This is a genomic window from Bradyrhizobium sp. 604_D8_N2_3, assembly GCF_051810765.1.
Classification (GTDB): domain Bacteria; phylum Pseudomonadota; class Alphaproteobacteria; order Rhizobiales; family Xanthobacteraceae; genus Bradyrhizobium; species Bradyrhizobium barranii.
The window spans coordinates 6445263-6471289 of record NZ_JBPWPM010000001.1; the positions used below are offsets into that span (position 1 = coordinate 6445263).

Consider the following 26027-nt stretch of genomic DNA (forward strand, 5'->3'; position numbering starts at 1 on the left):
GCAACTAACCGAGTTGAGATCTCAACACCAAGAACATTCGGGGCCCGATCTTAACCGGACTCCGGGTCCCCCATAATCCGCTGCGTCACCGGCCGGCGCCCGGCGTCAGACTGGTGCGATCAACGACTGGGGCGCGTCGCGCATGTTGCCAGACTGTGCGTCGGGCCATGCCTCAGTTGTTGGCGGGCGTGCCGTAAGGCGAAGATGGCGACCCTGCGGCCCAGCCTGCGTGCGACAGATTGCCCTGCTGCTGGCGGCCGAGCAGGTCATCATAAATGTCCAGCGTTCGCAACGCGATGTCGGACCAATCGTACCGCATGGCGCTCTCGCGGCGCACCGCTTCGCGCTCGACCTCGCTCAAACGTGTCTTCGTCAGCGCCGACAGCTTTGCACCCAACTCCTCACAGTCACCGACATGGAAAATGTGCTCGGGATCGGTCACCACCTCCAGGTTCGGGGCGATATCGCTGACCAGCACGTGCAATCCGTAACTGAGCGCCTCAAGCAGAACGATCGGCAACCCTTCATGAGATGACGGCAGAACGAACAGCGCAGCGTGTGCGTAGAGTTGCCGCAAGCCGTCGCCGGTCTGAAAACCGGCCATGACGACGTTCTGGTGGCCGGCCGCCTCTCGAACCAGTTGATCGGCGTATTCATTCTGGTGGTCGATCTTTCCGACGATGGCAAGCTTCCACCCCGGCAGTTCCGCGGCCAGAAACGCGTGCAGCAGATCGAGCTGCCGCTTCTCCGGCACAAGCCGGCCGACGGTCAACACGTATCGTCCCGGCTCGAGGCCCAACTCGACCACCTTTTCGCTCTGCTGCGGCAAATCCGAGAATACCACGCCATTCGGCACGACCTCGCAGGGTTTACCGTACTTGGACGTGATCAGTTCGCCGATGCTGCGGCTGACCGCAATGCGCTTGCTCGCATAACGCATTCCGAGAGCCTCGCCGGTCCTAAGCACCATGCGCGCGGCCCAGCCCCACTTCTCGCGATTATAATCCTCACCATGATGCGTGACGACGACCCGCAGGCCGACAGCACGAAGCAATGGCGTCACGATTGCAGGGCCGATGCCATGAATATGGACCAACCCCGGCCGCCGCACCATCGCGACAATTGCGCAGACCACGGAATGGAGCAGCGTTTCGAGATATTTGTTGCTGAGAGTCCACAGCCGCAGCACCCGAACGCCCCGCCAAACTTTTGGGACATCCGGCGTCACATAGGGAGATCGCATGCAGACGGTCACCCGCCTGCCGAGCTCGACCACCCTTGGTGCGAGATTCTCGGCATGCGTCTCGATACCACCCTGGATCTGAGGGAAGCCACGGAAGCCAAACATGTAGATCTCACGCCTGCTCATCTGGACTTCCTCCAAATCTAATTGTTCATGAATGTTCGCAACGGGTAATGTTCGTCTGCCGTCATGCGTCCCTTGACCAGCCTGGCCTTGACAGTCTTGTTCAGGAACGACGTTCGCTCGACGTGCGGCGACGGGCGCACGTCGGAATAATTGATGTAACTGTCAAAACAGACGCTCTTGCCCATCGAGACCTTGAGCTTGTTCTTGAGGACCCAGAGCAGCGGATCGCTTTTCGGGAGCTGAGGCACCAGATTGGACCGCATCGCCGTTCGCGCGGTGGTCACCATCCAGCAGTTCTGTCCGCAATTCGCGACCTTCTTCCGCGTCTGCTGGGCGACCTCGCTGTCCATGATCTCGTCCCATGATTCCCGCGCGAGATTTCCCATGGGAAGATCAGAACGGACGTTGCAGGCCCACACGTCCGACCAGGGATCGATGAAGGCGAAATCCTTGCCTGCGCTGCAAGGGATCAGCCGGTCATGACCAAGAATCTTTTCGATAAGGCCGAGGTTCAGATAGGCACGAAACCAGTTCTTGGGCTTCTTGCTGCGCAGCATCGCCGAGATGAGCCCCTCGACCTTCCGCGCGACTGCCTTCCGGTCGTAGAAGTAATTGTCGTTCTTGTAGAACTGCCAGGCATTGTGAAGCGTGGAAGTTGCGAGCTCAAAGCCCTCCTTGCGAGCGAACTCGTAGACATTGACGAGCTGATCGACGTTTTCGTCCTGGATGACCATGGCGAAGCCAAGGTCGGTGCCGCCAGCTTCGCGCAGCATACGCAGCCCCGCGACCTTGGTGTAATAGCCATCCTTCTCGCCGCGAATTCTGTCGCTCGTTTCCTGATCGCCCTCGAGCGAGAACCGCACCTTGATGTTGGGGTGCTTCTTGATGATCGGAACGAGGCGCTCCGGATGCAGCCCGTTCGACGAGATCTCCACCACCCTCGCCTTGGGATAGAGAAGGTCGATCATCTCGCCGAGGTCTTTGCGAAGCGTCGGTTCGCCGCCCGACACGTTCAGATTGTCGAAGCCGGACGGCAGCTTCGACAATGTTGCCAGCGACACTTCCTCCTTCGGCTCGGTCGGATTCTGCCAGATGTAGCACATCTGACACTTGGAGTTGCAGCGGAACGTGGAAATGACGGTGAGGTCCATTTTATGATCCAACTTTCCTGTAAGAGCCAGCTGATGCAATCAGGTCCTCGTATAACGAGAACAGCGCCGCGCCGTGCTTCTCGAGCGTGTACTCGGTCTCGACGATTGCCCGCGCATTGCGACCGAGCGCTTCGCGACGACTACGGTCGACGAGAAGATTTCCGACTTTTTCGGAGATTTGAGCCGTATTGCCGGGCTCGAACAGCAGACCTGTCGTCCCGTCCCTGACCAACTCGGGAATTCCGCCGATGCTCGAAGCAACGGTCGGCTTGCCGTGCGCCATCGCTTCGAGGATCGAGAGCGGACTGTTCTCGTGCCATACGGAGGGCACCACCATCAGCGCGGCCCCCTTGATGGTTCGCGCAAGGTCGGTGCCTGTGAGATGCCCCCTGAACTCCGCAGCGGGGTATTTGCGCTGAAGCTCATCGAAGAGCGGACCGGTGCCGGCGATCACCAACCGCCAGGCTCCCTCGGCTTTCGCGTGGGCCCTGAGAAGATCCTCGACGCCTTTTTCGGGCGACAGGCGGCCAAGATACAGCGCGTATCCGTCATCGCCCGCCGAAGCGTCGATGCGCGACGCGTCGATACCGTTCGGAATATGAACGACCTTGTCGGCACCGAACCGTCGAACCACGGCATCGTACATGAACTTGCTCGGCGCAATGAACTTTCCGACACGATGGTAGCTTCCCAGCAGCGCGTGATAGCGAGCCTCCGCCCAAAGCAGGGCGCTACGTCCCAAAGAGCCGTCTGCGCAACGGCGGGCGAGAATCGTCTCAAAGGCGCCGTCGCCGCATCTTGAACACACCTCTCCGTTGCTGAGCTGCGTATAGACCGGACAGACCGGCTTGTAGTCGTGAAGCGTGAGAACGACGGGAACGCCCATCTCCGCTGCTGCGGTGACGATCGAGGGAGTGAGCTGGTGGTAGATGTTGTGACAGTGCAGGATGCTGGGCTTCTCATCCCGGATCAGACGCGTAATGTTCGAGACTGCTTCCGGCGAATGAATGAAGGATATGGCCGACTTCAGCTTTTCGCGCCTGGATGAGGCGCGGTACGACTTCTGCGAAACGAAGTACGACTGGAAGCGCGACGGCATGTTTCGATCGTCGTTCATGGAGAATTCGACGATGTCGACTTTCCATTTCCGCATCAGATCCATCTCGTCGAACATGACGACTTCGGATCCGCCATTGCGAAAGAAGAACTTGTTCGCAAACAGGACTTTCTCGACGTGCCTTTCCGGATCACCGAGCCGCTTCAATTTGCGTGCCTGGGCATCTTGCTCGATGATGAGCCTTGAACGAGCGGCCGAAACGGCGACCTCCTCGCTGAAATCGATCGAAGGCTCCGTCATCGCGGCGGCCCTTCCCTGGTGACCGGGACAGGCCGCACCGCTGGACAAACACCAAAGCCTGGGGCCTGGTATTCGGTCGGGCGGTGCACGGCCGATCTCGTCGCAATTACAACCATCTCCGGGATGATAGGCGACCGCTGCCCGCCGAAGTTGACGGCCGTCAACTCGGCGTCGTCGCCCGAGCTAAGATGTCGTGCTGGCTTCAAGTCGCAAGGCTGCCCCATTCGACGGATACGGGGGCTCCTACGGCCCGCTCGGGCGCCAACGCGAAATAGCCTCATAATCGGCGAGAAACTGCACGGGGTTGCCGGGTCATAACTGCTTGATGCCGCGCGGAGAGAGCATGCCCGAGCAACTTGAGCCAATCGGCGCAGCCCCCGACCAAGGGTTGATTGCGTTGGTCATGATGCTCCGATTCAACGGGCTCGCGATAGATCCTGAGCGCATCCGTCACCAGTTCGGGACCATCATCAGGGCCGCCGAGATCCTCCGCTGCGCCAAGGAGCTTGGGTTGAAGGCCCGAATCGTCAGGACCAATTGGTCTAGGCTTTCCGGTCTACCGATGCCGGTTCTTGCGATCCTTCGGGAAGACAGATTTCTCATATTCGGAAAGGCCACCGAGGAGCGAGTCATCGCGCTCGAGCCTGGTCAACCGCAACCGGTGATGTTGTCGCGGATGGAACTTGAGGCCGTCTGGGACGGTGCGGTCATCCTGATGACGCGCCGCGCCTCGCTTTCCGATCTTGCACGGCGCTTCGACATCACGTGGTTTCTTGGTGCCATTCGAAAATACCGGCGATTGCTTCTCGAGGTCCTTGCAGCATCGTTCTGCCTTCAGCTGTTCGGCCTGATATCGCCCCTCTTCTTCCAGGTCGTCATCGACAAGGTGCTCGTGCACCGCGGCATGAGCACCTTGGACGTGCTTGCGTTCGGCCTCCTGGCAACGGCGTTGTTCGAAGTGATCCTCGGAGTTCTACGGACGTATCTGTTTTCTCACACCACCAACCGGATCGATGTCGAGCTCGGCGCCCGGCTGTTCCGTCACCTCTTGGCGCTGCCGATCGGCTACTTCCAGGCGCGACGGGTGGGTGATTCTGTCGCAAGGGTCCGAGAGCTCGAAAATATCCGCAACTTCCTGACGAGCTCGGCCCTGACCCTGGTCATCGACCTGTTTTTTTCGGTCGTCTTTATTGCCGTGCTGTTCTTCTACTCGCCAACCCTCTCCTGGATCGTTCTCGCCTCGCTTCCGATCTACGTCGCGATTTCCGTCGGAGCAACGCCTCTCTTTCAACAACGTCTCGACGACAAATTTCAGCGGGGCGCAGAGAACCAGGCGTTTCTCGTGGAAACGGTGACGGCCATGGAAACGCTCAAAGCGATGGCTGTGGAACCTCAGATGCAACGTCGCTGGGAGCAGCAGCTTGCCGGGTATGTCGCGGCAAGCTTTCGCGTCACCAGCCTCGCGAACGTATCGAGCCAATCAGTCCAGTTCATCAACAAGCTGGTCAGCGTGGCCATCCTCTATTTCGGCGCACGGTTCGTCATGACAGGGTACCTTACCGTTGGCGAGCTGGTTGCCTTCAATCTGATCTCCGGTCGCGTCAGCGCCCCAGTGCTCCGGTTGGCCCAAACCTGGCAGGATTTTCATCAGGCTAGGCTATCGATCGCGCGTCTCGGCGACATCCTGAATACGGAACCCGAGCCCGTTTACAGTCCCGGCAAGATGTCGATGGCGACGATCCGAGGCGACATCGCATTCGAGCAGGTGACTTTTCGCTACCGCATCGATGGACCCGAGATCCTTCGAGACGTCCAACTACGCGTTCCAGCAAAGCAGGTCATTGGAATCGTGGGCTCCTCGGGATCAGGAAAGAGCACTTTGGCAAAATTGGTTCAGCGCTTGTATATCCCGGAGCGCGGCCGCGTTCTGGTCGACGGGATTGACGTGACGCAGGTTGACCCTGCCTGGCTGCGACGACAGATCGGCGTGGTTCTCCAGGATAGCGTGCTCTTCAATTGTTCGATCAGGGACAATATCGCCTTCGCCGATCCTGCGACATCGACGGAACGCGTGGTCCAGGCAGCCACGATGGCCGGCGCGCATCATTTCATCCTGCAGCTACCGAACGGGTACGACACCATCGTTGGGGAGCGCGGGAGCAGTCTATCCGGTGGACAGCGTCAGCGCATTGCGATAGCACGCGCGCTGGTCACCGACCCCCGAATCCTGATCTTCGACGAGGCGACCAGCGCACTCGACTACGAGAGTGAGCACGTCGTCCAACAGAACATGGCGAAAATCGTGCAGGGCCGTACTGTGCTGATCATTGCGCATCGGCTATCGGCGCTACGAATGGCCGACCGGATCATCACGATCGAAGATGGCCGCCTGGTCGAGGACGGCACGCATCAGGAGTTGATCAAGCGCGGGGGGCGCTATTCAAAGCTCTTCCGCCTACAGTCGGGTTTCCATGACCTTCCATAGTTTCCCCATCGCTCACCGCGCCACCAACCGACGAAACGGTCGAGCACACGCCAGCGTCGACGAGATCGCATGAAACAGACAAGAGCGGAGATGCGCGACGATCCAGGGCTGTTCGTGCTCGACCTGCTCCTCCGCTTGCGCGGCGTTGACAGCAGCCTCGATCACATTCTCCAGCGGTTCGGTTACCGGCCGATCGGCGTTCCGGAGATGCTCGCCTATGCGAAGGAGCTCAATCTCTCTGCGAGCTGTGTGACGACCGATTGGGATGGATTGTCCGGATCTGCCCTGCCCGGCATCCTGCCATTTCGCGGCGGAGGCTTTCTTCTGCTCGGGAAGGTCCATGGCCATGAGGCCGTCGTGATGACATCGGGCGCCGAGAGGCCGTCCATCATCTCGAGATACGACCTCGAGACCACTTGGGACGGGCGATTGATCGTGATCGCACCACGACGCGCCGCCACCGCGTTGCTCTCGCGCATTCTGCGAAGCTGTCTCGGATTTGTTCGGCAGTCAAAGGAGCGCTACGGGGTCGTGCGGATACGACCGGCTGGACTGTTTTCATCCCTCGCTGGTCGCGCGTCCGCGGTTTCCAAGCCGCAGCCGGCTGCGCCGGCGGAGCCGCTCCAGAGGACGAACGGCGGGAATGCCGTCATCGTTTTCGCTGACCATGCCCGCAGGCTCGGTCGGGCGGTTGCGGGGCTGACACCTTCTCGCGGCGCTCGCCCGAACGAAGCACTCGCCTTCCTCCCGGCGGCGCTGGAAATCGTAGAGACCCCTCCTTCGCCGGTGGGACGTACGATCGTCATCAGCATCACGGCGGGCTTCGTTGTCGCGCTGATCTGGGCCTGCCTTGGAACCATCGACATTGTTGCAACCGCTCCCGGCAAGGTCATCCCGAGCGATCGAACCAAGACCATCCAGCCGTTCGAGACAGCCGTCGTCCGCGCAATTTACGTTGAAGACGGCCAATCCGTCAGAACCGGCGAACGCCTGATCGATCTGGATGCGACCATTTCGACTGCAGAGCTGAACCACCTCAAGAGCGATCTGATGAGTGCGCAGCTCGACGCTGCTCGCCTGAAGGCATTACTGTCGAAGACTGACCCCGCCTCAGCTTTCGTCCCACCGCCAGCCGCCCCGCCTGCCCTGATCGAGATGCATCGTCGCTTTCTCGCCAGCCAAACCGCAGAGCAGGCCTCGAAACTGGCTGCAATTGACCGCCAGATCTCGCAAAAGGAAGCCGAACGAGCCACCTCGAAAGCGTCGATCGACAAGCTGAAGGCCACGATCGGCCCACTCCAGCAGCGCGTCGAGATACGCGAGCAGCTGTACCAGAAGGAACTCGGATCCAAGCTACAGTATTTGACCGAATACCAGGAGCTACTTGGCCAACGCCAGGAAATACTCGTTCAGCAAAGCCGCTTTGGCGAAGCGGAAGCGGCCATCGCGGTCCTGGTGGAGACCCGCAACAAGACCATCGCCGAGTACGAACGCAATCTGTTCGAGGAGTTAGCGAAGGCCGAACAGAAGGCTGCCGGCCTGAGCCAGGATGTCATCAAGGCCGAGCGGCACACGGGCCTGCAGACCCTGACGGCACCAATCGATGGTGTCGTACAGCAACTCGCCGTTCACACGGTTGGGGGTGTCGTGACACCCGCGCAACCCACCATGATGATCGTCCCGCGCGATAGCAATCTCGAAGTTGAAGCCATGATCTCCAATCAGGATATCGGCTTCGTCGAGGCAGGTCAGGACGCCGCAATCAAGATCGATACCTTCAATTTTACCCGGTATGGACTGATCACAGGCAAGGTCATCAGCATCTCCCAGGATGCAATTCCCCGCAACAAGCCGCCGGAAAACGGCAACGCCAAGTCGTTCGGTGCCGGGACGACCAGCAGCGAACCGACTGGGCAAGAGCTGGTCTATGCGGCACGGGTGTCACTCGATCGCAACTACATGAACATCGAGAACAAGCACGTCAGCCTTTCCCCCGGCATGGCCACCACGGTCGAGATCAAGTCCGGCTCGCGCAGCATCATCAGTTATCTCTTGTCGCCGATCATGCGGTACAAGCAGGAAAGCTTGCGGGAGCGCTAATTTTAGAGCGCGAGCACTTCGCCCGAACATTGGCCGTGCTACTGCTGTTGACGTTTCGCGGATGACGATGTGCCGAGTTCGATCAGCTGCCGCCAGCTCGGAGCGAGACGGCCGGAGCCGATCCCGCAGACGCCGCCAAGGACCTTCACGGCAGCGTCGAGAAGCCGACCATGCCGATCCGGCGTCAGCAACTGAGCACTCTCGAGGACAAGCGCGCTGAGGATCGTCAGCGCAAGAACGCCCGATGTGCGACGCGGTAGGCCGAGTGCAAACGCAAAGCCCGTGACAGCGAAGGCTGCAAAGTGTTCCGTCTTGAGGCCAGCCAGCGTCGGGCAATCTTGAATCGGTGATAGTGTCGCGAACGTGATGAACCCAAGCGCCGCCCACCCGGCAATGAGAGCCAGCCTTTGGATCATTGCCTCATACTATTCTGCTGAAATCGGCACGGCTTGCCTGATGAGACCAGCTCCGCTCAATGCGGCGGCGGCTTCCTTGACCACGGCCCAAGGCAGCATAGATCGTTCTGCTATGTCGAGGAGTGAATGGTCGCCGTCCGACATATTCAAAATCCAGAGCAGCCCCATTTGGAAAGTTCCAGCTGCGAGCCCGCCCAATCCGCGATAAAGGCCATAATTACCCAATTTCGGTTCGCAGAACGGCTTTTCGTTCCGAAAGCAGGCGTCGTTTTCGATGACGTCGATAGCTGCAATCGCTTTCGTCAGAGTATCGTACAGCGCGTCGGGGCGAACAAAATCCAGATTGTCGGCCGAGCTGTGATACTCCGCGAACTTGCCGAAGGGCGTTCGCATCACGGTCCCGATTGGCAGGTTGAAGCCAGGCGAGCAATATTGCCGCTCGTCGTAGCCGTAGGGCGAGAACTCCTGAATTTCGTGAGCCTCGCCGCTCTGCTTGAGCACATAGCACCAGGCCCGATCGATCTCCGCATTGCCGCGGCGGCTCTTCTTGTAGGTCATCGACCCCGGATCGCCTGCGCAGGTCAGCACAAACCCATGCTTCACGCGACCGACATGCCCCTCGTTGAGCGCCAGCCAGGTAATCGCTCCGATCGTACCGGGGATGAAGACGAAGCGATAGGTGTACTTGTGCTCCATCTTCCGCAGGTGTTGCGCGAGCGCGGTCGCGACCGCGATTCCGGACAAATTGTCATTACAGAGCGAGGGATGACAGATATGGCACGAGATCAGCACCTCGTCCGAGGTGCGACCGAGCAGCCTCAGGTCCCCATAGGTCAGATGGCCCGGAGCGAGGCTGGTATCGATGCAAACCTCATATTCGTCCTCCTGCATCGCCAACAATTGATTGTGCGACAGACAGAAGCCCCAGGCCTCCTTGTAGTAGCTCGTCCGATAGGGAATCCAGTCCGGTTTATCGGGGTCCGAGTAGAGATGAGGCTTGAGCTGTTCGAGCGTCATACGCGCTCTGACCGGTATGCTGTAACCAAGAAGATGCAGGTTCGACTTCCTGAAATCGATCACCCGTTCGCCTGCGCAGTTCTTGATGTAGGCGTCGCGCACGTTCCACTCGGGTGGCACGGTCCAGTCGAATACCTGGAGGCCGGACGGCACTTCGCACGTCGTCAGCGGGATATGGTTTCGGATGAGATCGATCGTTCTTCGGACCCCATCTCCCGTGATGCTGCGAGAGATGGGGTACATCTCCGCAACAAATTCGTGGAGTGCGCGTCCGGTCTTGTCCGCCGACAGGTCGACGGCCGCGTCACTCTCCCGGAGGCCCGCGAGGTCCGCATGTTTTGCTATATCGTCCATGCTCTACCGTCCTCCGGGATCCTGCTGACTCAATCGACGATTCTGGGCTCGGGAATCGGCACCACAAACTGAGCTCCCCAGCTGCGGGCGAAGGACAATTGGCTGACGATCTCCCGCTTCAGGTTCCAAGGCAGGATGAGGATGTAGTCCGGCTTCGTCACATTGATGCGTTCGGGCTCGTAGATCGGGATGTGAGATCCCGGCAACAGCGATCCCTGCTTGTGAGGGTTTCGATCGACCGTATACTCGATGAGGTCCGCCGTGATGCCGCAGTAATTAAGGAGAGTGTTGCCCTTGGCCGGCGCACCGTATCCGACCACGCGCTTGCCCTGGCGTTTTGCTTCCTCGAGAAAGGAAAGAAGCTTCTTCCTCGTCTCCATGGCGCGCTCCTCGAACGCAGCATAGTGATCGAGATTGGCATACCCGGCGTCGATTTCGCGTCGCCTGAGATCCAGCACCCGATGGGAGATCGGATGCCACCCCTCGTTGGCGTGCTGAGCGTAGATCCGAAGCGAACCGCCATGGGTCGGCAACTCTTCGACGTCAAACAACCTCAAGCCGTGGGCCGCAAGGATCTTCTCCACGGCGATGAACGAGAAGTACGAGAAATGTTCATGATAGATCGTGTCGATCTGGCACTCGTCGAACAGACGCATCAGATGGGGGAACTCCATCGTGATGACACCCGACTCGGCGAGAAGCAAGCTCATTCCCTTGACGAAATCGTTCAGGTTCGGCACGTGCGCCAGGACGTTGTTTCCGATCAGCAGATCGGCGCGCAACCCCTCGCGTCGCAGGGTACGGGCCGCACGTTCACCGAAGAACTCCACGCGAGTGGGAATGCCTTTCGCCCGCGCCACCGCGGCGACGTTCTGCGCCGGCTCGATGCCCAGGACCGGCACATCGGCTTCGACGAAGTACTGCAGCAGATAACCATCGTTGCTTGCGATCTCGACGACCTTGCTGTTCGCCCCGATTCCGAACCGTTCGATGACCCGGCTGACGTAGGACTTCACATGCTGCAGCCATGAATCGCTGTAGGATGAGAAATACGCGTAGTCGCCAAAGATGTTCTCCGGCGCCTCCCATTCCTCGAGCTGGACAAGGAAACACTCTCCGCAGACGTAAGCACGCAACGGAAAGAACCGTTCGTCTTGCTTGGCCTTCTCGTCACGAAGATAGGAATTGGCCAGCGGAGACAGCCCCAGATCGATGAACACGCGTTCGAGAGGCGCGTTACAGAAACGGCAACAGCTCAACTCTGGCGCGTGCCCGATTGGTGCTTTGAGATTGATGGGGGACGCCGCTTCTTTCAGCATTCTAGGTCTCCTGCAGGGCAATCTGTGATTGTCGCCGACAGGCTAGCGTCGGCCAGGGACAGAGCTATTGACGGTCGTCAAGTCACGTTTGCTTTTGACGCCTGCGGATCGCGTCCGCGCTCGATCTACGATCCCCTGGCCGCAGCGAAGTTCATGCGGGCCTTCAATTCGTCCCCGATATTGCCATAGGGCTTCCAGACCCGGTCGCGATCCGAGAGCACGCGCACTTCTGTCGGCCAGGAAATTGCCAGCGCAGGATCGTCGTGCGGCAACCCGCCTTCCGCGCCTGGCGTGTAATAGTTGCCGATGAGATAGATCAGCTCCGTATCGTCGGTTAGCGTGATGAACCCGTGCGCGAAGCGCTCCGGTATGTAGAGCCCGCGGCCATTGTCCGCCGAGAGGTTAACGATGACGTGCCGTAGATATGTTGCCGATTCCGGCCTCAGGTCGACGATCACGTCCGCCACCGCCCCCTTTGTGCAACGGACGTACTTGACCTCCGCTGCGGGGGGGTACTGGAAATGCAGGCCGCGCAGAGTGCCGCGTTTTGCATTGTAGCTGATGCTCGCCTGCGCAACGGCAAGCTTCAGACTGTGCGCAAGAAACGTGTCAGCACAAAATACCCGAGCAAAGTAACCCCGGCTGTCTTGATGCCGGTCTATTTCCACGGTGTAGGCGCCCGCGAGGATTGTTTCGGAAAATATCATACGACAGACGCGTTGGCTCGATTCTGGCTACTGGAGGAAGACGATTCGGCAGAGTTTGAAGGCAAGCCACGCCAAGGCTAGATCCCACGCAACGAGGCTGACCAGCGCAACCCCGATACCCAGAGCCGGCCAGTTTAAGGCTTTCGCGATCCTGAGCTGCGGTGCGTAGGTTGTGGTCCTGAGTTGATCGAATTCAGACATTGGGCCGCTCAATCTGTGACGAGACCTCGCGACAGGCTAGCCAGGGAAAGGCTCGCCAATCTGACAAAGCTCAATAACGCGGGCCATGGGACAGCAGCGCCCGAACGACGCTGTGGGTAGCAGGATAATGGATCCCGCCAGTCCGACCGCATCCGCGCCGGACATCGTCTAGAGGTCGATGACCTCCAGGTCTCGCCTGAACCGGATTGCGGCCTGGACAATGCCTCCCGGAATCGTGGCCGGAGTCGGTTCCAAGTTGAGAACCGTCAAATTCGCCTAGTTCGGGCTTCGTCAAATGCTCCCAGGGCGGCATGCGATTGCGGTTTTTCATGAGTCACGCATTGTGAGGGGCTTTGGCAATGAACATCAGGTCACGGTTTTTCTCGGAAGTAGACGCGCAGAAGTATGCCAAGTCTGGAGCGCTACGGTTGCAAGCGCGCGCCGCGATTCCGGGCGGAGCACATACTTACGCGAAGGGTGACGATCAGTATCCACTCGTGTCGCCCGGTTTCATCTCGAGAGGCGCGGGCTGCCATGTCTGGGACGTCGATGGCAACGAGTTCATCGAGTATGGAATGGGCCTGCGCGCAGTGTCGCTGGGCCACGGCTTTCCGGCTGCCGCGCAGGCCGCAGTCGAGCAGCTGCTGCGAGGCACAAACTTCACGCGGCCTTCGTCGCTCGAGGTCGAATGTGCGGAACGTCTGATCGAACTCGTTCCAGGCGCCGAAATGGCGAAGTTCACGAAGGACGGATCGACGGCCACGACGGCCGCAATCCGGCTTGCCCGGGCTTACACGGGACGCGACATGATCGCGCTTTGCTCCGACCACCCCTTCTTCTCTTACGACGACTGGGCAATCTGCACGACACCTATGAGCAGCGGCATTCCCAGCGCCGTGGCGAACCTGACACAGGGATTCCGATACAACGACTTGTCCTCGGCGGAGGCGCTTTTCGCCCGGTACCCGGGTCGGCTGGCGGCATTGATCCTGGAGGCCGAAAAGGACGTGCCGCCGGCGCCAGGATATCTAGCCGGCTTGCGAGAGGTGTGTCATCGGAACGGTGCCCTCCTGATCCTGGACGAAATGATCACTGGCTTTCGATGGCCAGGGTGCTCCGCCCAACGCCACCATGGAATTGAGGGCGACCTATCGACCTTCGGCAAGGCGATGGGCAACGGCATCGCGATTTCGGCGCTGGTCGGCAGGCGCGAAATCATGGAGCTGGGCGGCCTTGATCATGATCGCGATCGCGTCTTCCTGCTCTCGACGACCCATGGAGCCGAGACCCACGCTTTGGCTGCGGCCCTGGCCGTCATGAACACCTATCGTGACGAGCCAGTCGTCGAAACGCTTCACCGCCAGGGAGATCGCTTGAAGGCAGGCATCGAAGCCGCGACGCAGCGCCGCGGCCTTACCCGCAATTTCAGGCTCGCCGGCCGAACTGCGAATTTGGTCTATGCCTGTTGTGATCGCGACGGAGTGCCATCACAGATCTTCCGCACGTTGTTCCTCCAGGAGACAATTCGTCGCGGCGTGCTGGCGCCCTCGCTGGTCACAAGCTATTCGCACAGCGACGATGACATCGACCGGACCATCGAGGCGATCGACGGCGCATTCGCGGTATATCAGAGGGCGCTGGAAGACGGGCCGCAAACCCATCTGACTGGCCGACCGGTCGCGCCGGTGTTTCGTCGACGAGCCACTTCGACTTCGACCGCGGCGCCTGCAACGAAAGCTCGCCGTTGAAGGCGCGCCAAGGCCGGTTGAGTCATCGGGGCTGGCGCGGCGTCTCGTATTGCAAGGCCCGCCGATCCGATCACGTTCGACATCCAAAAACAACTCGCCGCGAGCTCAAGGAGCAATTCGCGGCGAGAAGCTTGAAACACATGGATCGGTTTAGTCGGCGGCGCGCCCGTTGGAGATCCTCGCGAGCCCCTCGATATCAGTGAATTTGATCGTCTTACGATTGGGAAGGTCGATGACCCCCTTCGCCTTGAACTCCGCCAGCGTACGGCAGACCGTTTCGAGCGACGTGCCAACGTGATCGGCGATATCGGCCCGGGGGAGCTGAAGCCGAAACGCGCCAGGGCGTTTGGGGTCTGGAGGCAGGCGCGGCCGAATGCGCAACAACAACCAGGCGATGCGTGCCACACAGTTTTTCTGGCTCATGGTCATCACGAGGGTAAGGGTATCTGCCAGAACCTGGTGCGCCCCACAGGGCTCATCGCTTCGGCACACTCCGGAGGTCCTCGATCGGATAACGCGACAATCCGTCACGGCCTCCGCAGTAAATTGCTGATGGGTTGAATGGGTCGGCATGACTACTTCGCCAGGCCAGTAGAAAGCGAGGATCTGGCGATTTCCGTTCTCGAGAAGGCGGACTGCCCGCACGACCCCCTCAACGATCTCGATCTTCTGCGCGTCTTCCTCTCCTTCCCAAAAGAGGGCCCGGCAGCGAGGGACAAAGGACGTGGATGGGCGCCGAAAATTAGCAACGTTCGATCTGAGACCTTGCGAAAGGGATTCACCATTCGGAAGAAACGCGGATTCGGTAAGCATTTGAAAACACCTCAGCACGTATTCCAATACGCTGAAGTGTAGGCTGACTAAATCCGAAGGATATTCAGGCTAATGCGTTAGGATTTTTCCGGTTCCGGCTAAGCCGGTTGGACTAGTCCGGTCAGGCGATAAAACTATTCGCTGCCCGTCCGGCGCTCAGTGGCGCAAAAGACTCTTGCAGATTGGCAGCAGCGATGCTCACGCAGTTGCCACATTTGCCCAATCTGAGAGCTTCATCTTCCGTGCCATTTTTCGAGGAAAGTTACGCTCTCGAACAAGCTATTGCCCCTTGGCATGACGTCATCCGAAGCTGCTCGCCTGTCCGAGAAGCCGCGAGCTCCTCGAAGAGGCCCTGACAGTCGCTTGAGCCGGAAAGCTCAGCTTAAGGTTGGTACAGCGCTGCCAAAGGGCGTCAGAACCTTGACCTCCCGTACCGGTGGTGACATCGCGTGAGCCATGTCGAACTCCTGCCGACCGGCCGTCGCCGTTGACGATGATCACCGCGACGGGACGACGCGACCCTCGACGGCTTTCACCCAATCTCCGCGGCCCCACACCCGCCGCCGGTCGTCTTTGACCGGACTGCAACGGTTCGGCCTTGCTGGTCCGCAGCGTGGCGGAGCTTCATGATATCGTGGATTATCGGCGGCTCTGCGGTTGCGGTCGCGTATCGCGACCCCACCGGCATCCCTCCGGCTGCCGCCGCACGGCAGCCGGTTCAGAAGGACAAGATCTCGCGCATGGGGGCTTATTCAGCCGAACCGGCACGACCGCCGGCGAACACGGTCGCCGAGAGGCCATCTCAAACAGCTTGAGCCAATGCAGCGATCACCCGTTTGTTCGCCTAAAGACGAACCTCTCCGCAGGCCGCGCCCATCGATCGCCAATAATCAAATCCGAGCCTGGGCCCGAGCCATTGCTCCGATCCAATGAGAAGCGCCTGGTTCTCGTCTTTCTCGCCAGCTTGTCCCTGGGGCCGACCAATTTCGCGGCGATAAACGCCGCCTCCGTCCGATTGCGGGCACAAAGCGCACGCAGGAGCGCCGCCGTATGGATCTTGCTGGTCCCTTCCGCGATGCTCAGCTCGCGCGCAATCTCCTTGTTCGACATTCCCTGGGCTAGCAGTGGAAGAATTTCGTTCTGCCGGCGAGTCAATCGCAGAGATTCCAGATTGAAGTTGACCGTCTGTTGGGGCTCGGGTCGGCTGACATCATCATCCACCAACCATCGCGGAACGTAGATGCGTCCGGAGAGCAGGTCGCCGATCGCGGACAGCAATTCCTCGTCCGACTGGAGCTTGGGCAAAAACCCATGAAAGCCAGCCGAAAGACACTTCAGTACATCCGCCCGACTGCTCGACGCCGACATGACCGCAATACGGGTCGCCGGCCTCAAATCGACAACTTCGGATAGGACCGCAAGCGCGTGATGGTTAAGACAATCCAGATCAATCAGGATTAGGTCGACACTTGTCTCCAGCTCAAAATTCTCGAGCTGTGAAGCGTCTATGACGCGCGACTTCTTGAACCGGGCTTCAATAACACCTTGGAGGCCGCTCCGATAAACACTGTGCTCATCAACAATCAGAATGACAGGCACTGCTCAAACTCCGAGCAATCCCGTACTCTTACCCGGGACTCTCACATAGATGGCAGTTCGAACGAATAATAATTACGATGGCAAAACAGGCACGGTCATAGGCTCTTAGCTCTTGGTGTCCCCTACCTCCACTCAAACGACGGCATGATCGATTGCCGCATTGCAAAAATATTATGAGGAGTTAGGGAAAAGTCAACGCATTATAGCAATGCGTTCCGAAGTCGACGCGCCAAAGGGCCGGCGTCGCCTGGAGAACACGTCAAAATTGCGTGATCATGCACCCACAATCGTCGGAACGATTTCCGGAATTGGCGTCCACCGCAGATGAGGATCCAGCTGCTCGGTGTGCTGCAGGTGCCGGAGCTCGGAAAGGCGCGTAAACGGCGCGGCATTGAAGGTCGCTTCGTCGAGCTGGATGCGCTGGAACACCCCCCTCAATTGTTGCGCGCCGCGCTGCGCATTCCATTGGCAGCGGAAATTCGGCATATGCGCCTTGATCTTCGCAAAAGAGACGCGATAGCTGCGATTGTCCGGGCCGCTGGGACCAAACGAAAGATCGCAACCGGTGAACGTGTCGTTCACGATCTCCGCGATCTCCCGCACCGTGTAGTTCTGACTTTCATCGCCGACATTGAACGCCTCGGCACAAACCGCTTCGCGCGGCGCCTCCAACGCGCACAGGATGGCCTGGCAGATGTCCTCGATGTGGACCAGCGGGCGACAGGGAGTGCCGTCGCTCATGACGCGGATTTTTCCCGTTGTGAACGCCCACCCCGAAAGATTGTTCAGGACGAGATCGAAGCGCTGTCGGGGAGACGCGCCAAACGCGGTAGCGTTACGCAGAAACACGGGCGTGAAACGGGAATCGGTCAGCTCGACAAGATCGCGCTCGACGAGAACCTTGCATCGCGCATACGCAGTCTGAGGCTCGCAAGAGGACGTCTCGGATTTCGTCTCGGCGCCGGCGGCACCATAGATGCTGCAGGAGGACGCATAGATGAACCGTTCGACACCCGCCGCCTTGCACTTGCGGGCAAATTCCACGGAGCCGCGATGATTGATCTCCATCGTGATGGCAGGATCGTTTTCTCCCAGCGGATCATTGGAAAGCTCCGCGAGGTGGACCACGGCGTCAAAGCCTTCCAGATCGGACGGTGACAGCTGCCGCGTATCGCGCGACATGACCATCGGACGCGTCCTGCCGTCATCGAACAGCCAGCCGCGGCGATAGAGGCCAGTGTCGATGCCTGTCGCATCGTAACCGCGCTCGAGCAGTCGCGGACCAAGCACAGCACCGATATATCCGTCAGCCCCAGTGAAGAGAACTCGCATCTGATTCATCTCCTCAATGAGTCGCCTGATCGGCGGTTGCGGGTTGCGATACCTTGGCGCTTCCATTCGCGGCGGAGCCCTTATTCCAGACGCACCAGGGTGGATCCCCGGCATCCCAGAGGCTCTGCAAAATGGCCTTGTCGCGCAAGGTGTCCATGTTCTGCCAGTAACCGCGGTGCCTGTAGACGGCCAGTTGATCCTGCTCGGTCAGACGGGCAAGCGGCTCGTTCTCCCAGCTCGTGCTGTCGTCGTCGATGAGATCGAGGGCCTGCGGCTCGATAACGAAAAAGCCGCCGTTGATGACCTGACCGTCGGTCGCGTCCTTCTCGCGGAAGCCGGCCGCGCGGGGACGATCAGACGAGAGATTGATGGCGCCAAATCGGCCTGGCAGCTGAACCGCGGTGACCGTCGCCAGTGCGCCCTGCTGATGGTGGAATTTGATGAGGCCGCCGATGTCGACGTCGCTGACGCCATCGCCATACGTCATGCAGAAGGTGGAGTCCCCGAGATGCTCGCGCACCCGTTTGACCCGCCCGCCGGTCATCGTCTTCTCTCCGGTATCGACCAGCGTCACTTTCCAGGGCTCCGTACCGCTCCGATGCATCTCAATGCGGTTGCGCTGGAGATCGATCGTGAAGTCAACCTGATGGGACAAATAGCTCATGAAGTAGTCCTTGATCACGGTGCCCTTATAGCCGCAGCAGATCACGAAGTCGTTCAGGCCGTGATGGGAATACAGCTTCATGATGTGCCACAGGATCGGACGACCGCCGATCTCGACCAGAGGCTTCGGTACCACAGAAGTATGCTCGCTCAATCGCGTGCCGTAGCCACCGGCGAGGATAACAACCTTCATAGGGATCTCCTGTGCTGGGTTCCCCACCGAAACATGCATAGCTGCAGTTTCGGATGGCGCAGCCTGGACCGTAGGTCGCTGGGGCACGATCAAGTTGATGATCGTCAACTCGGGAGGGCGATATCGAACCGTGCACCGCCCTGTCGCGACGCGTTCACCAGCGCGACGATTTGACGTTCATCAACTTGCCGATCGGCGCCACCGATATTCGAGGATCGAGGCGGACGCCCGCCACCCAAGCGGAAAGCGCGATGACATCGGTCGGCGACAAGTGGGAAGCGGCGAAGGGCAGGCCCGCGGGCTTCGATCTCTTGCGTATCTCGTTATCGGTCGCCGTCATCCTCTGGCACTCGGTCGCGGTCTGCTACGGCTTGCCCGCCGAACAATGGTTCTACGGCGGCCCATTGAAGCCTGTGGTCTGGGTTATCGTTCCCGCCTTTTTTGCTCTCAGCGGATTCCTCGTTGCCGGAAGCCTCGAGCGAAACAGCCTTCCGGCATTCGTCACTTTGCGGGTCATCAGGATATTCCCTGCCTTGACGGCGGAAGTCCTGATCTCTGCCGTTCTGATCGGCCCGCTCTTCACGGATCTCGCTTTGTCGCAATATTTCACCGACACGGACTTCTTCCGTTACTTTCTCAATACGATCGGTGACATTCACTTCTATCTGCCGGGTGTCTTTTCCGACCTACCCGTACCAAACATGGTGAACAGCCAGCTTTGGACCGTCCCGCACGAACTCGAATGCTATGTTGTCATCAGCGTGGCCGCGCTGATCGGCCTGACGAAACGGCACCGGCTCTTCCTGTTCGCAGTCCTGTTCGTCGTCATCGCGATGGCGTTGCGAGACATTGTGGGGGCGAAGCCCGCCTCGCCCGCCGCGCCGCCGGGCCGGATGCTGGTTCTCGCCTTCCTGTGCGGAGTGGCGCTGTTCCTGAATCGAACTCGGATTGTGTATTCGCGCTGGCGGCTATTGATCAGCCTGGTTGGCTTCGCTGCTTCCGTGCTCGCCTCCAGCCGCGCCGGGGAGGATCTCGCCGCACTCTTCGTCAGTTATTTCACGGTGTATCTCGGACTGCTCAATTTCAAGATTGGACCTGTCACCCGAGTGGCCGACTACTCGTACGGCATCTATCTCTACGGATTTCCCGTCCAGCAAACGATGGCCGAGCTGCTGCCGAACCACCGCATCTGGTACGTCAATTTTGGCCTCAGCCTTGCCGTGACTTCGATATTCGCGATTGCATCCTGGCACCTGCTCGAATCCAGGGTTATGGCGGAAAAGAAACCGATCCTGGCGTTCGTTTCCGTACTCGCGGATCGCTCGCGGTACATGCTCCTCACCGCGTGGAGCTCGCTGTTTCGCCGGCCCGCGTGAGCCCGCACAGCACCTTCCAAGCCGACGGCTCCGTCCACTCATCCAGCCGGCGTCGGGCAACCGGAAACCATGAGGACCAGGAGCCCCGCTGCCTCAGGACCTCGAGATGCGGCGGCTCAGTCGGCGAAGCAGGCCAATGCGACCGTAAGCTGCCGGATCGGGGCCGATCCTTCCATCATGCCGGTCGAGCCTCGAAATGACGGCGTGATCATCGCTGGTCAACTCGAACCCGAACAAGTCGATGTTCTCGGCCATACGGGCCACATTCGCTGACTTCGGTATCGCGATTGTGCCATTTTCGAGGTGCCAGCGAAGCACGATCTGCGCAGGCGAACGGCCGCACCGTTCCGCAATGGCCGATATCCTCGGGTCGGCGAGAGCCGCGCCCTGCCCGAGCGGACTCCACGCCTGCGTCACGATGCCATAGCGCTCGTGGATGTTCCGCAGCTCGCGCTGCTGGAACGCTGGATGCAGCTCAATCTGGTTCACCGCCGGTACGACGCCACTCTCGTGGATGATTCGCTCCAGATGATCGGCCACGAAGTTCGATACGCCGATCGACCGGACGCATCCCTGTTTTCGGAGCTCGACGAGCGCGCGCCAGGTCTCGAGATAAGCGCCCTGTTGTGGGCATGGCCAATGGATCAGATAGAGATCGACGATGTCGACCTGCAATCTCGCTGCGCTCGCCTCGAACGCCCGCATCGTCCGGTCGTATCCCTGATCCTCGTTGCGAAGCTTGGTCGTGATGTAGAACTGGTTTCTTGCCCGTCTGAGGGCCGTGCCAACGCCGCTCTCGTTCCCATAACCCGCAGCCGTGTCGATCAAACGATAACCAGCGTTGATCGCGGATGTGACGACCTCCGGCGCGATCGCGTTGTCGATCTGCCAGACCCCGAGGCCGAGTTGAGGCAGTGCCTGGCCGTCGTTCAACAGAACCATCGGGACTTGCGCTGCAGCTGCAGCGAGGTGCTCCTGCGGCGGCTCTGCTTGCCTCGGCGCCATTCCAAAAGCAGTCGTAGCCGGCCCAGCCACGCCACGATCGGACGCCAAGGCGTATGGCATGGAGGCAATCACTGCCGATTGGAAAGCGCGCCCACCTGCCCAACTGCGAACCATCACGGCCTTCAGCCAGTCACGGACGGCCGGCGTACGGCTTTCGAACATAAAATAGAAGATGGTCGCCGTGAGCAGGCACGACAGGATGAAACTTGCGTTGAGTCCGACCGAGGCGAAGGTGAATTCCTGGCGATCACTGGCGGCTGTGGCGTTCAGGAGCAGCAGGATCGGATAATGAATCGCATAAAGGGAAAAGCTGAACTTTGCGAGCTCCCTGCCGGCGTGAAGAAATGAGGGCAGCGATACCTTCAGATGGTCTATGGCGACAATGACTGCGGTTGTGCCCAATCCGACCGCCATGCTGAACGCGGCCCATTGCGGGAAGAGGCCCTTCATTGTGAGAAGATACAGTCCCGTTGCACTCAACAGGAAGCAGCAGCACCACGCCCAGGCCGGCGCAACCACCGCGTAGGCGATCACGCCGAGGCACCAGATGAAAAAGAAGAAGATGAACTTCAGACCCACATGCGTGCCGCTGGCGTCGTGATGCTCTGCGAGCGCAAACAGCCCGAAGACGACGACGATCATTGCGACGTAAGCTGGCTTCTTGCGCACCGAGATCAGCGCAAAAAACAGCACATAGTACCAGAATTCGTTCGACAGGCTCCAGAGGGCGGCATTTCCCGCGAATTCCGAACAGGCTATCGACTGGAGAAACAGGCCGTTGCAGATCGCGGCCGCCGCACTGACAGGCGCGCGGAAAATGAGCGCACTGTTATAGACATCCTGGTGCGAGGACACGTAGGTCTGCCACCCCGTCGACTGCCGTGTCGAGATGTACAGGCAAAAGGATATCGTCAGCGCCGGCAGGAGAACGAGGTAGAGACGCGATAGGCGCGCGGAGAAATAATCGACGGCGTTCAGCCGTCCTTGCGAGCTTCTGACCAAGGCAGGCCCACCGACGAGATACCCGCTCAGGACGAAGAACACGAGGACGGCCGCGGGGCCATTCGCGCTGATTGCCCACAGCATGGAATAGACCGCTCTGATTGCCGGACCGTAACTCTCGTCCGGCAGCTTCTCCATGAACATCAGCTGATAGGAATGGAATGCCAGGACTTCGACTGCCGCGAGGCCGCGTGCGAGATCGAGCCAATCCGACACGACATTCGAAATTCCGGTCTGTGCGCGAAAGCCGATCACGTGATGCCTTCCGTCTCGAACCACTTCGAACCACCGAAAAGACGCCAGCCTTCCCGCTTAATCCCGAGCTTTCCAGTCGAGTTGACGATGCTCAATAATGAGCGGTCCAGCGGCGGCAGACGCGAATACCTCTCGTCGCAGGGATGGCGAGGATCGCATTCGTCAGGAGATGCCGATGCGCGAAGTTTCAAATGTCAGAGGAGCCATGCGGCACACCGAGGCAGGACAATTCGACGCAATGCGCCCAACATGCGACCAGCCCACGACGCACGAAAGACGAAAACAAGCGGTATTTCCTCGCGATAGCGGCGGTGGCAATTAAACAGGCCTTGCTGCCTCTTGAGGCAGATATCGCGATGATCCAGCAATGATGGAGGAGTGCCTCAGTGCTACCCCATTCCGCAACAAATCAATCACATTGACGACAGATTCTGTTGCAAGCGTTAACCCTGTTGCAGGGTCGCTGCTTGTGACAGTCGCTGCTCGAAATGAGTGCAATCACGTGAAGCTACGTGGATTTCATTGCGCCTCGTTGATTGAACTTTATCGCAGCTTAGTTCATCCTTTCGGGAAAGGCTCAGAGTGATTCGGCAAGTCCGATTTCGTAATGCGAGTTAATGGCCGCAGGGCGTCCGGCCGATTCTTGCACCTGTCGAGTATCAGCAGAAACAGCGTTTGGTAGGCGCGAACGACGTGACGTCGGCGCGCCTTCTGGCCTCGCAATCCGCGGTCAGCCTTGAGTGCTGTCTCACATCCAAAAAATCGAAAGACTGGGAAGGTGAAATGGGGATTTCGTTATCAGACCTGATCAAACAGAACACGCTCGGGCAGAGCGAGGCGTTTCCTGCCGGTGTTCCGCACAGCTACAGTTGGTACAAGGGTTGGAATCCCGGCGGTCAGATGACACCGCCGGCCGGCTTCACCGCGGTGGAAGGCTGGGGCCAGGTCTATACGGAAGAAGGTGCTCCTGCTGCGTCTCCAAGCGCTGACGTCGAAGTCGCCAACGCAGTCACCTACGTGCACATCAAGGAGACCGGTCAGTGGGTGCTAGTCCAGGACCAGTCGAAGCTTGGCATCGGCGGTGGCCATTTCGTCTCTGACTTCGCGGGTAATTCGGCATACCCGATGACTGTGACCCGCCTGTCGAACGGAGCAGCGAGCTTTGATGCGCCGACGACCGGATACAACGATCATTTCTGGTATGGATCGCGCGGCACCTACGCGGCCGGTACGGTCGACGGCGTCTACGTCCAGATGGACATGAGAACGACCGACGCCAACGCGAAGCTGGTGGGCATGGTCGGCGTGGACTGGTGGCGCAACGCCACGGCACCATTTCTTGCCGACCACAGCAATAATCCAGGTGTCGGAGGCAGCAACTGGATTGAGCTTTCGACCCAGTGGAAGACGATCGGCTACTATTCCCTGAGCACTACGGCGTTCCAGGCAGACTTGCCGCCGCCGCTGCTTGGGTCTCCTCAAACGCCCCCGGTCATGTCTCCCGACACGTTGGCTCCGGCAGCGCCCACGATAGCGACGATTTCGCCGGACACGGGTACCACCGGAGACAAGATCACCAACGCCAAGCAATTGACGTTGAGCGGAACGGCTGAGGCGGGCAGCACCATCAAGGTGCTTGAAGGCTCCACCGTGGTCGGCACGACCAAAGCCGGTACAAGTGGCAGCTGGAGCCTGACCACGGCCCAATTGTCGGACGGCAATCACGCCTTCACCGCAACCGCCACGGACGCGGCGGGCAACGTCAGTCGCACATCCGCTTCACTCAGCATGCGCGTGGATACGCTGGCGCCGGCGGCCCCCACGATCACGGCACCGGGTGCTGTTACCGCCGCGGCCAAGACGACGAACACCGGGCAGTTGACGTTGAGCGGCGCGGCGGAAGCCGGCAGCACGGTCAAGGTCGTCGAGGGAACGATCGTGATTGGCACGGCCACTTCTGACGCGAGCGGCGCCTGGAGCCTGACAACGGGCCAATTGGCGGCCGGCAGCCACGCTTTTGCAGCGATGGCCACTGACGCCGCGGGTAACGTCAGCACGAAATCTGCTGCCCTGAACGTGACCGTGGGCGGCCCCGTCACTTCGCCACCGGCAGATGGCAAGAACCTGCTGGTCAACGGATCGTTCGAGGCAACGACTCTCGCGCCCTTCGCCGACGGCCGTTGGGGTGCGTTCCAGTCGGTGGCGGGCTGGACTGCGATCTCCGGCGGAACGATCGAACTCTGGAACAACCTCGGTGGCGTCCAGGCGACCGACGGCGGCAATTTTGGCGAGCTCGACTATGCCGGTGCGCGAGATGGATTCTACCAGGACGTGAAGACCGTCGCCGGACAAACTTACCAACTGTCTTTCGATGCTCGCTCGCGACCCGGTTTCACCGGCGCGACCTGCTCGATCGAGATATTGTGGAATAACTCGGTCATTGCGACCGTCCCGCCCGGTAGCACCTGGGACACCTACGACTTCAACGTCGTAGGCACCGGCGGCAATGATCGCCTGACCTTCCGCGAAGTCGTCAGCCAGGGCAGCGACGGCCTCGGTGCCATGTACGACAACATCCAGCTCACCGCCACGGCGAAGCCGGTCGATCCACCGCCGCAGTCAGCGGACAAGAACCTTCTGGTGAACGGATCGTTCGAATCCTCTTCGCTGGGGCCCCTCCTCGACGGCCGCTGGGGTGCCTTCGATGCCATTCCAGGCTGGCACGCCATCAGTGGCGGAACCATCGAGCTCTGGAACAATCTGAATGGCGTGAAGGCAACCGACGGCGTCAATTTCGGCGAACTGGACTACGCTGGGGCCCGCGACGGACTTTACCAGGATGTGAAAACCGTGGCCGGGCAGCAGTACGTTCTTTCCCTCGACGCGCGTTCGCGGCCGGGGTTCACAAGCTCGACCTGCTCGATCGAAGTGCTCTGGAACGGCTCGGTCGTCGGAGTGGTACCGCCGGACGGCACGTGGAAGAACTACGATTTCACGGTGACCGGCACGGGCGGACAGGACCGCGTGACGTTCCGCGAAGTTGCGGGCCAGAGCAGTGACGGGCTCGGTGCGCTCTACGACAACGTGTCTTTGGTTGCAAAGCCGGCAGGCTCTGCCTCAGCGTCGCTGCTGAGCACTGCAAACCAGGCGGTCGCGTTGATGAGCCAATATAGTGCGACCGATGCGACCACAACCAGCGCAGTGACGAACGGGCCGCTTGTAACCGACCCGAACGCTTCACTCGCGCAGACGCTCTCCTTGCCCGCCCAACACTAGCTTTCCGGCGACGGGATAGAACCAAGTTCCGGGGCCCCGTTTTTCACGGCGCCCCGTTTTTGCTTCGAGAGACGGAATTGATAGCCGTCAACTCGGCCCGACCTGCCGCAGTTTAGATGACCCCGGGCGCGCCCAGAATGATGCCGTTCGCCGTCCATGACGCCTTTGCGCGATCTCACACGTGGAAGGAGCCGGCCGTGCATCCGAGCAATTCTACTTCCGATCGGAAACTAGGTCGGGCGAGATCAAGCGCCTCATGGCAATTGACGCGGCGACACGTCGGATGATC

17 protein-coding genes and 2 pseudogenes are annotated in these 26027 nt (G+C 59.9%); 5 read left to right on the forward strand and 14 right to left on the reverse strand.

Annotation, left to right across the window (positions count from 1 at the left end):
- Positions 1 to 172: 172 nt before the first annotated feature.
- Genes AB7245_RS30935 through AB7245_RS30945 form a run of 3 tightly spaced genes read right to left on the reverse strand, consistent with a single transcriptional unit; the run spans position 173 to position 3877 of the window.
- A complete protein-coding gene (locus AB7245_RS30935; RefSeq protein WP_439035287.1) occupies positions 173 to 1369 on the reverse strand; it encodes a glycosyltransferase family 4 protein in 1197 nt (398 codons plus the stop codon).
- 17 nt (positions 1370 to 1386) lie between these two features.
- Positions 1387 to 2520 carry a radical SAM/SPASM domain-containing protein gene (locus AB7245_RS30940; RefSeq protein WP_439035288.1) on the reverse strand — a complete coding sequence of 378 codons (1134 nt, stop codon included), beginning with the start codon at positions 2518 to 2520 and terminating at the stop codon, positions 1387 to 1389.
- A 1-nt stretch (position 2521) separates the two neighbouring features.
- Positions 2522 to 3877, reverse strand: a complete 1356-nt coding sequence (locus AB7245_RS30945; protein WP_439035289.1) for a glycosyltransferase family 4 protein — start codon at positions 3875 to 3877, stop codon at positions 2522 to 2524.
- 343 nt (positions 3878 to 4220) lie between these two features.
- Between AB7245_RS30945 and AB7245_RS30950 the strand changes: the two genes are divergently transcribed.
- Positions 4221 to 6362: a type I secretion system permease/ATPase gene (locus AB7245_RS30950; protein WP_439035290.1), complete on the forward strand. Its 2142-nt coding sequence runs from the start codon at positions 4221 to 4223 to the stop codon at positions 6360 to 6362.
- Between the two features lie 90 nt (positions 6363 to 6452).
- Positions 6453 to 8462: an HlyD family type I secretion periplasmic adaptor subunit gene (locus AB7245_RS30955; protein ID WP_439035291.1), complete on the forward strand. Its 2010-nt coding sequence runs from the start codon at positions 6453 to 6455 to the stop codon at positions 8460 to 8462.
- Between the two features lie 38 nt (positions 8463 to 8500).
- Here AB7245_RS30955 and AB7245_RS30960 read toward each other — a convergent pair whose 3' ends face one another.
- The 4 genes from AB7245_RS30960 to AB7245_RS30975 form a co-directional block, all read right to left on the reverse strand.
- The gene (locus tag AB7245_RS30960) at positions 8501 to 8878 is read right to left on the reverse strand and encodes a VanZ family protein (RefSeq protein WP_439035292.1); all 378 of its coding nucleotides are present in this window, start codon (positions 8876 to 8878) and stop codon (positions 8501 to 8503) included.
- 9 nt (positions 8879 to 8887) lie between these two features.
- Positions 8888 to 10249 (reverse strand): DUF4910 domain-containing protein, encoded by a 1362-nt coding sequence (locus AB7245_RS30965; protein ID WP_354134211.1) that lies wholly within the window; start codon positions 10247 to 10249, stop codon positions 8888 to 8890.
- A gap of 29 nt (positions 10250 to 10278) precedes the next feature.
- Entirely contained in the window at positions 10279 to 11568 is a 1290-nt protein-coding gene (locus AB7245_RS30970) for a methyltransferase domain-containing protein (RefSeq protein ID WP_439035293.1), read from the reverse strand.
- 125 nt (positions 11569 to 11693) lie between these two features.
- On the reverse strand, positions 11694 to 12275 hold the full coding sequence (locus tag AB7245_RS30975) for a dTDP-4-dehydrorhamnose 3,5-epimerase family protein (RefSeq protein WP_354134213.1): 582 nt from the start codon (positions 12273 to 12275) through the stop codon (positions 11694 to 11696).
- A gap of 560 nt (positions 12276 to 12835) precedes the next feature.
- Here AB7245_RS30975 and AB7245_RS30980 point away from each other — a divergent pair.
- Positions 12836 to 14224 carry a glutamate-1-semialdehyde 2,1-aminomutase gene (locus AB7245_RS30980; RefSeq protein WP_354134214.1) on the forward strand — a complete coding sequence of 463 codons (1389 nt, stop codon included), beginning with the start codon at positions 12836 to 12838 and terminating at the stop codon, positions 14222 to 14224.
- Between the two features lie 150 nt (positions 14225 to 14374).
- Here the strand turns inward: AB7245_RS30980 and AB7245_RS30985 are convergent, their stop codons facing one another.
- The 5 genes and pseudogenes from AB7245_RS30985 to rfbF all read right to left on the reverse strand — a co-directional run bounded on the left by AB7245_RS30985 (position 14375) and on the right by rfbF (position 18824).
- Positions 14375 to 14647, reverse strand: coding sequence for a Crp/Fnr family transcriptional regulator (locus tag AB7245_RS30985; RefSeq protein ID WP_244433011.1), 273 nt, complete (start codon positions 14645 to 14647; stop codon positions 14375 to 14377).
- 96 nt (positions 14648 to 14743) lie between these two features.
- Positions 14744 to 15037, reverse strand: a pseudogene (locus tag AB7245_RS30990) (hypothetical protein); the annotation flags it as partial.
- 828 nt (positions 15038 to 15865) lie between these two features.
- A complete protein-coding gene (locus tag AB7245_RS30995; RefSeq protein WP_354134215.1) occupies positions 15866 to 16636 on the reverse strand; it encodes a response regulator transcription factor in 771 nt (256 codons plus the stop codon).
- 273 nt (positions 16637 to 16909) lie between these two features.
- Positions 16910 to 18034, reverse strand: coding sequence for an NAD-dependent epimerase/dehydratase family protein (locus tag AB7245_RS31000; protein ID WP_439035294.1), 1125 nt, complete (start codon positions 18032 to 18034; stop codon positions 16910 to 16912).
- Positions 17982 to 18824, reverse strand: coding sequence for a glucose-1-phosphate cytidylyltransferase (rfbF, locus tag AB7245_RS31005; RefSeq protein ID WP_354134217.1), 843 nt, complete (start codon positions 18822 to 18824; stop codon positions 17982 to 17984). Before rfbF ends, AB7245_RS31000 begins: the two co-directional genes overlap by 53 nt.
- Positions 18825 to 18994: 170 nt before the next feature.
- Here rfbF and AB7245_RS31010 point away from each other — a divergent pair, with 170 nt between their 5' ends.
- Complete coding sequence (locus tag AB7245_RS31010) at positions 18995 to 20200, forward strand: acyltransferase family protein (protein ID WP_439035295.1); 1206 nt, start codon at positions 18995 to 18997, stop codon at positions 20198 to 20200.
- Between the two features lie 93 nt (positions 20201 to 20293).
- Here AB7245_RS31010 and AB7245_RS31015 read toward each other — a convergent pair whose 3' ends face one another.
- Together AB7245_RS31015 and AB7245_RS31020 are read right to left on the reverse strand one after the other, a co-directional pair.
- Positions 20294 to 21205, reverse strand: coding sequence for an aldo/keto reductase (locus AB7245_RS31015; protein ID WP_049802953.1), 912 nt, complete (start codon positions 21203 to 21205; stop codon positions 20294 to 20296).
- A gap of 192 nt (positions 21206 to 21397) precedes the next feature.
- Positions 21398 to 22486, reverse strand: a pseudogene (locus tag AB7245_RS31020) (acyltransferase family protein); the annotation flags it as partial.
- A gap of 669 nt (positions 22487 to 23155) precedes the next feature.
- On the opposite strand from AB7245_RS31020, the gene AB7245_RS31025 reads away from it, so the two are divergent.
- On the forward strand, positions 23156 to 25738 hold the full coding sequence (locus tag AB7245_RS31025) for an Ig-like domain-containing protein (RefSeq protein ID WP_439035296.1): 2583 nt from the start codon (positions 23156 to 23158) through the stop codon (positions 25736 to 25738).
- The last annotated feature ends 289 nt before the right edge of the window (positions 25739 to 26027 follow it).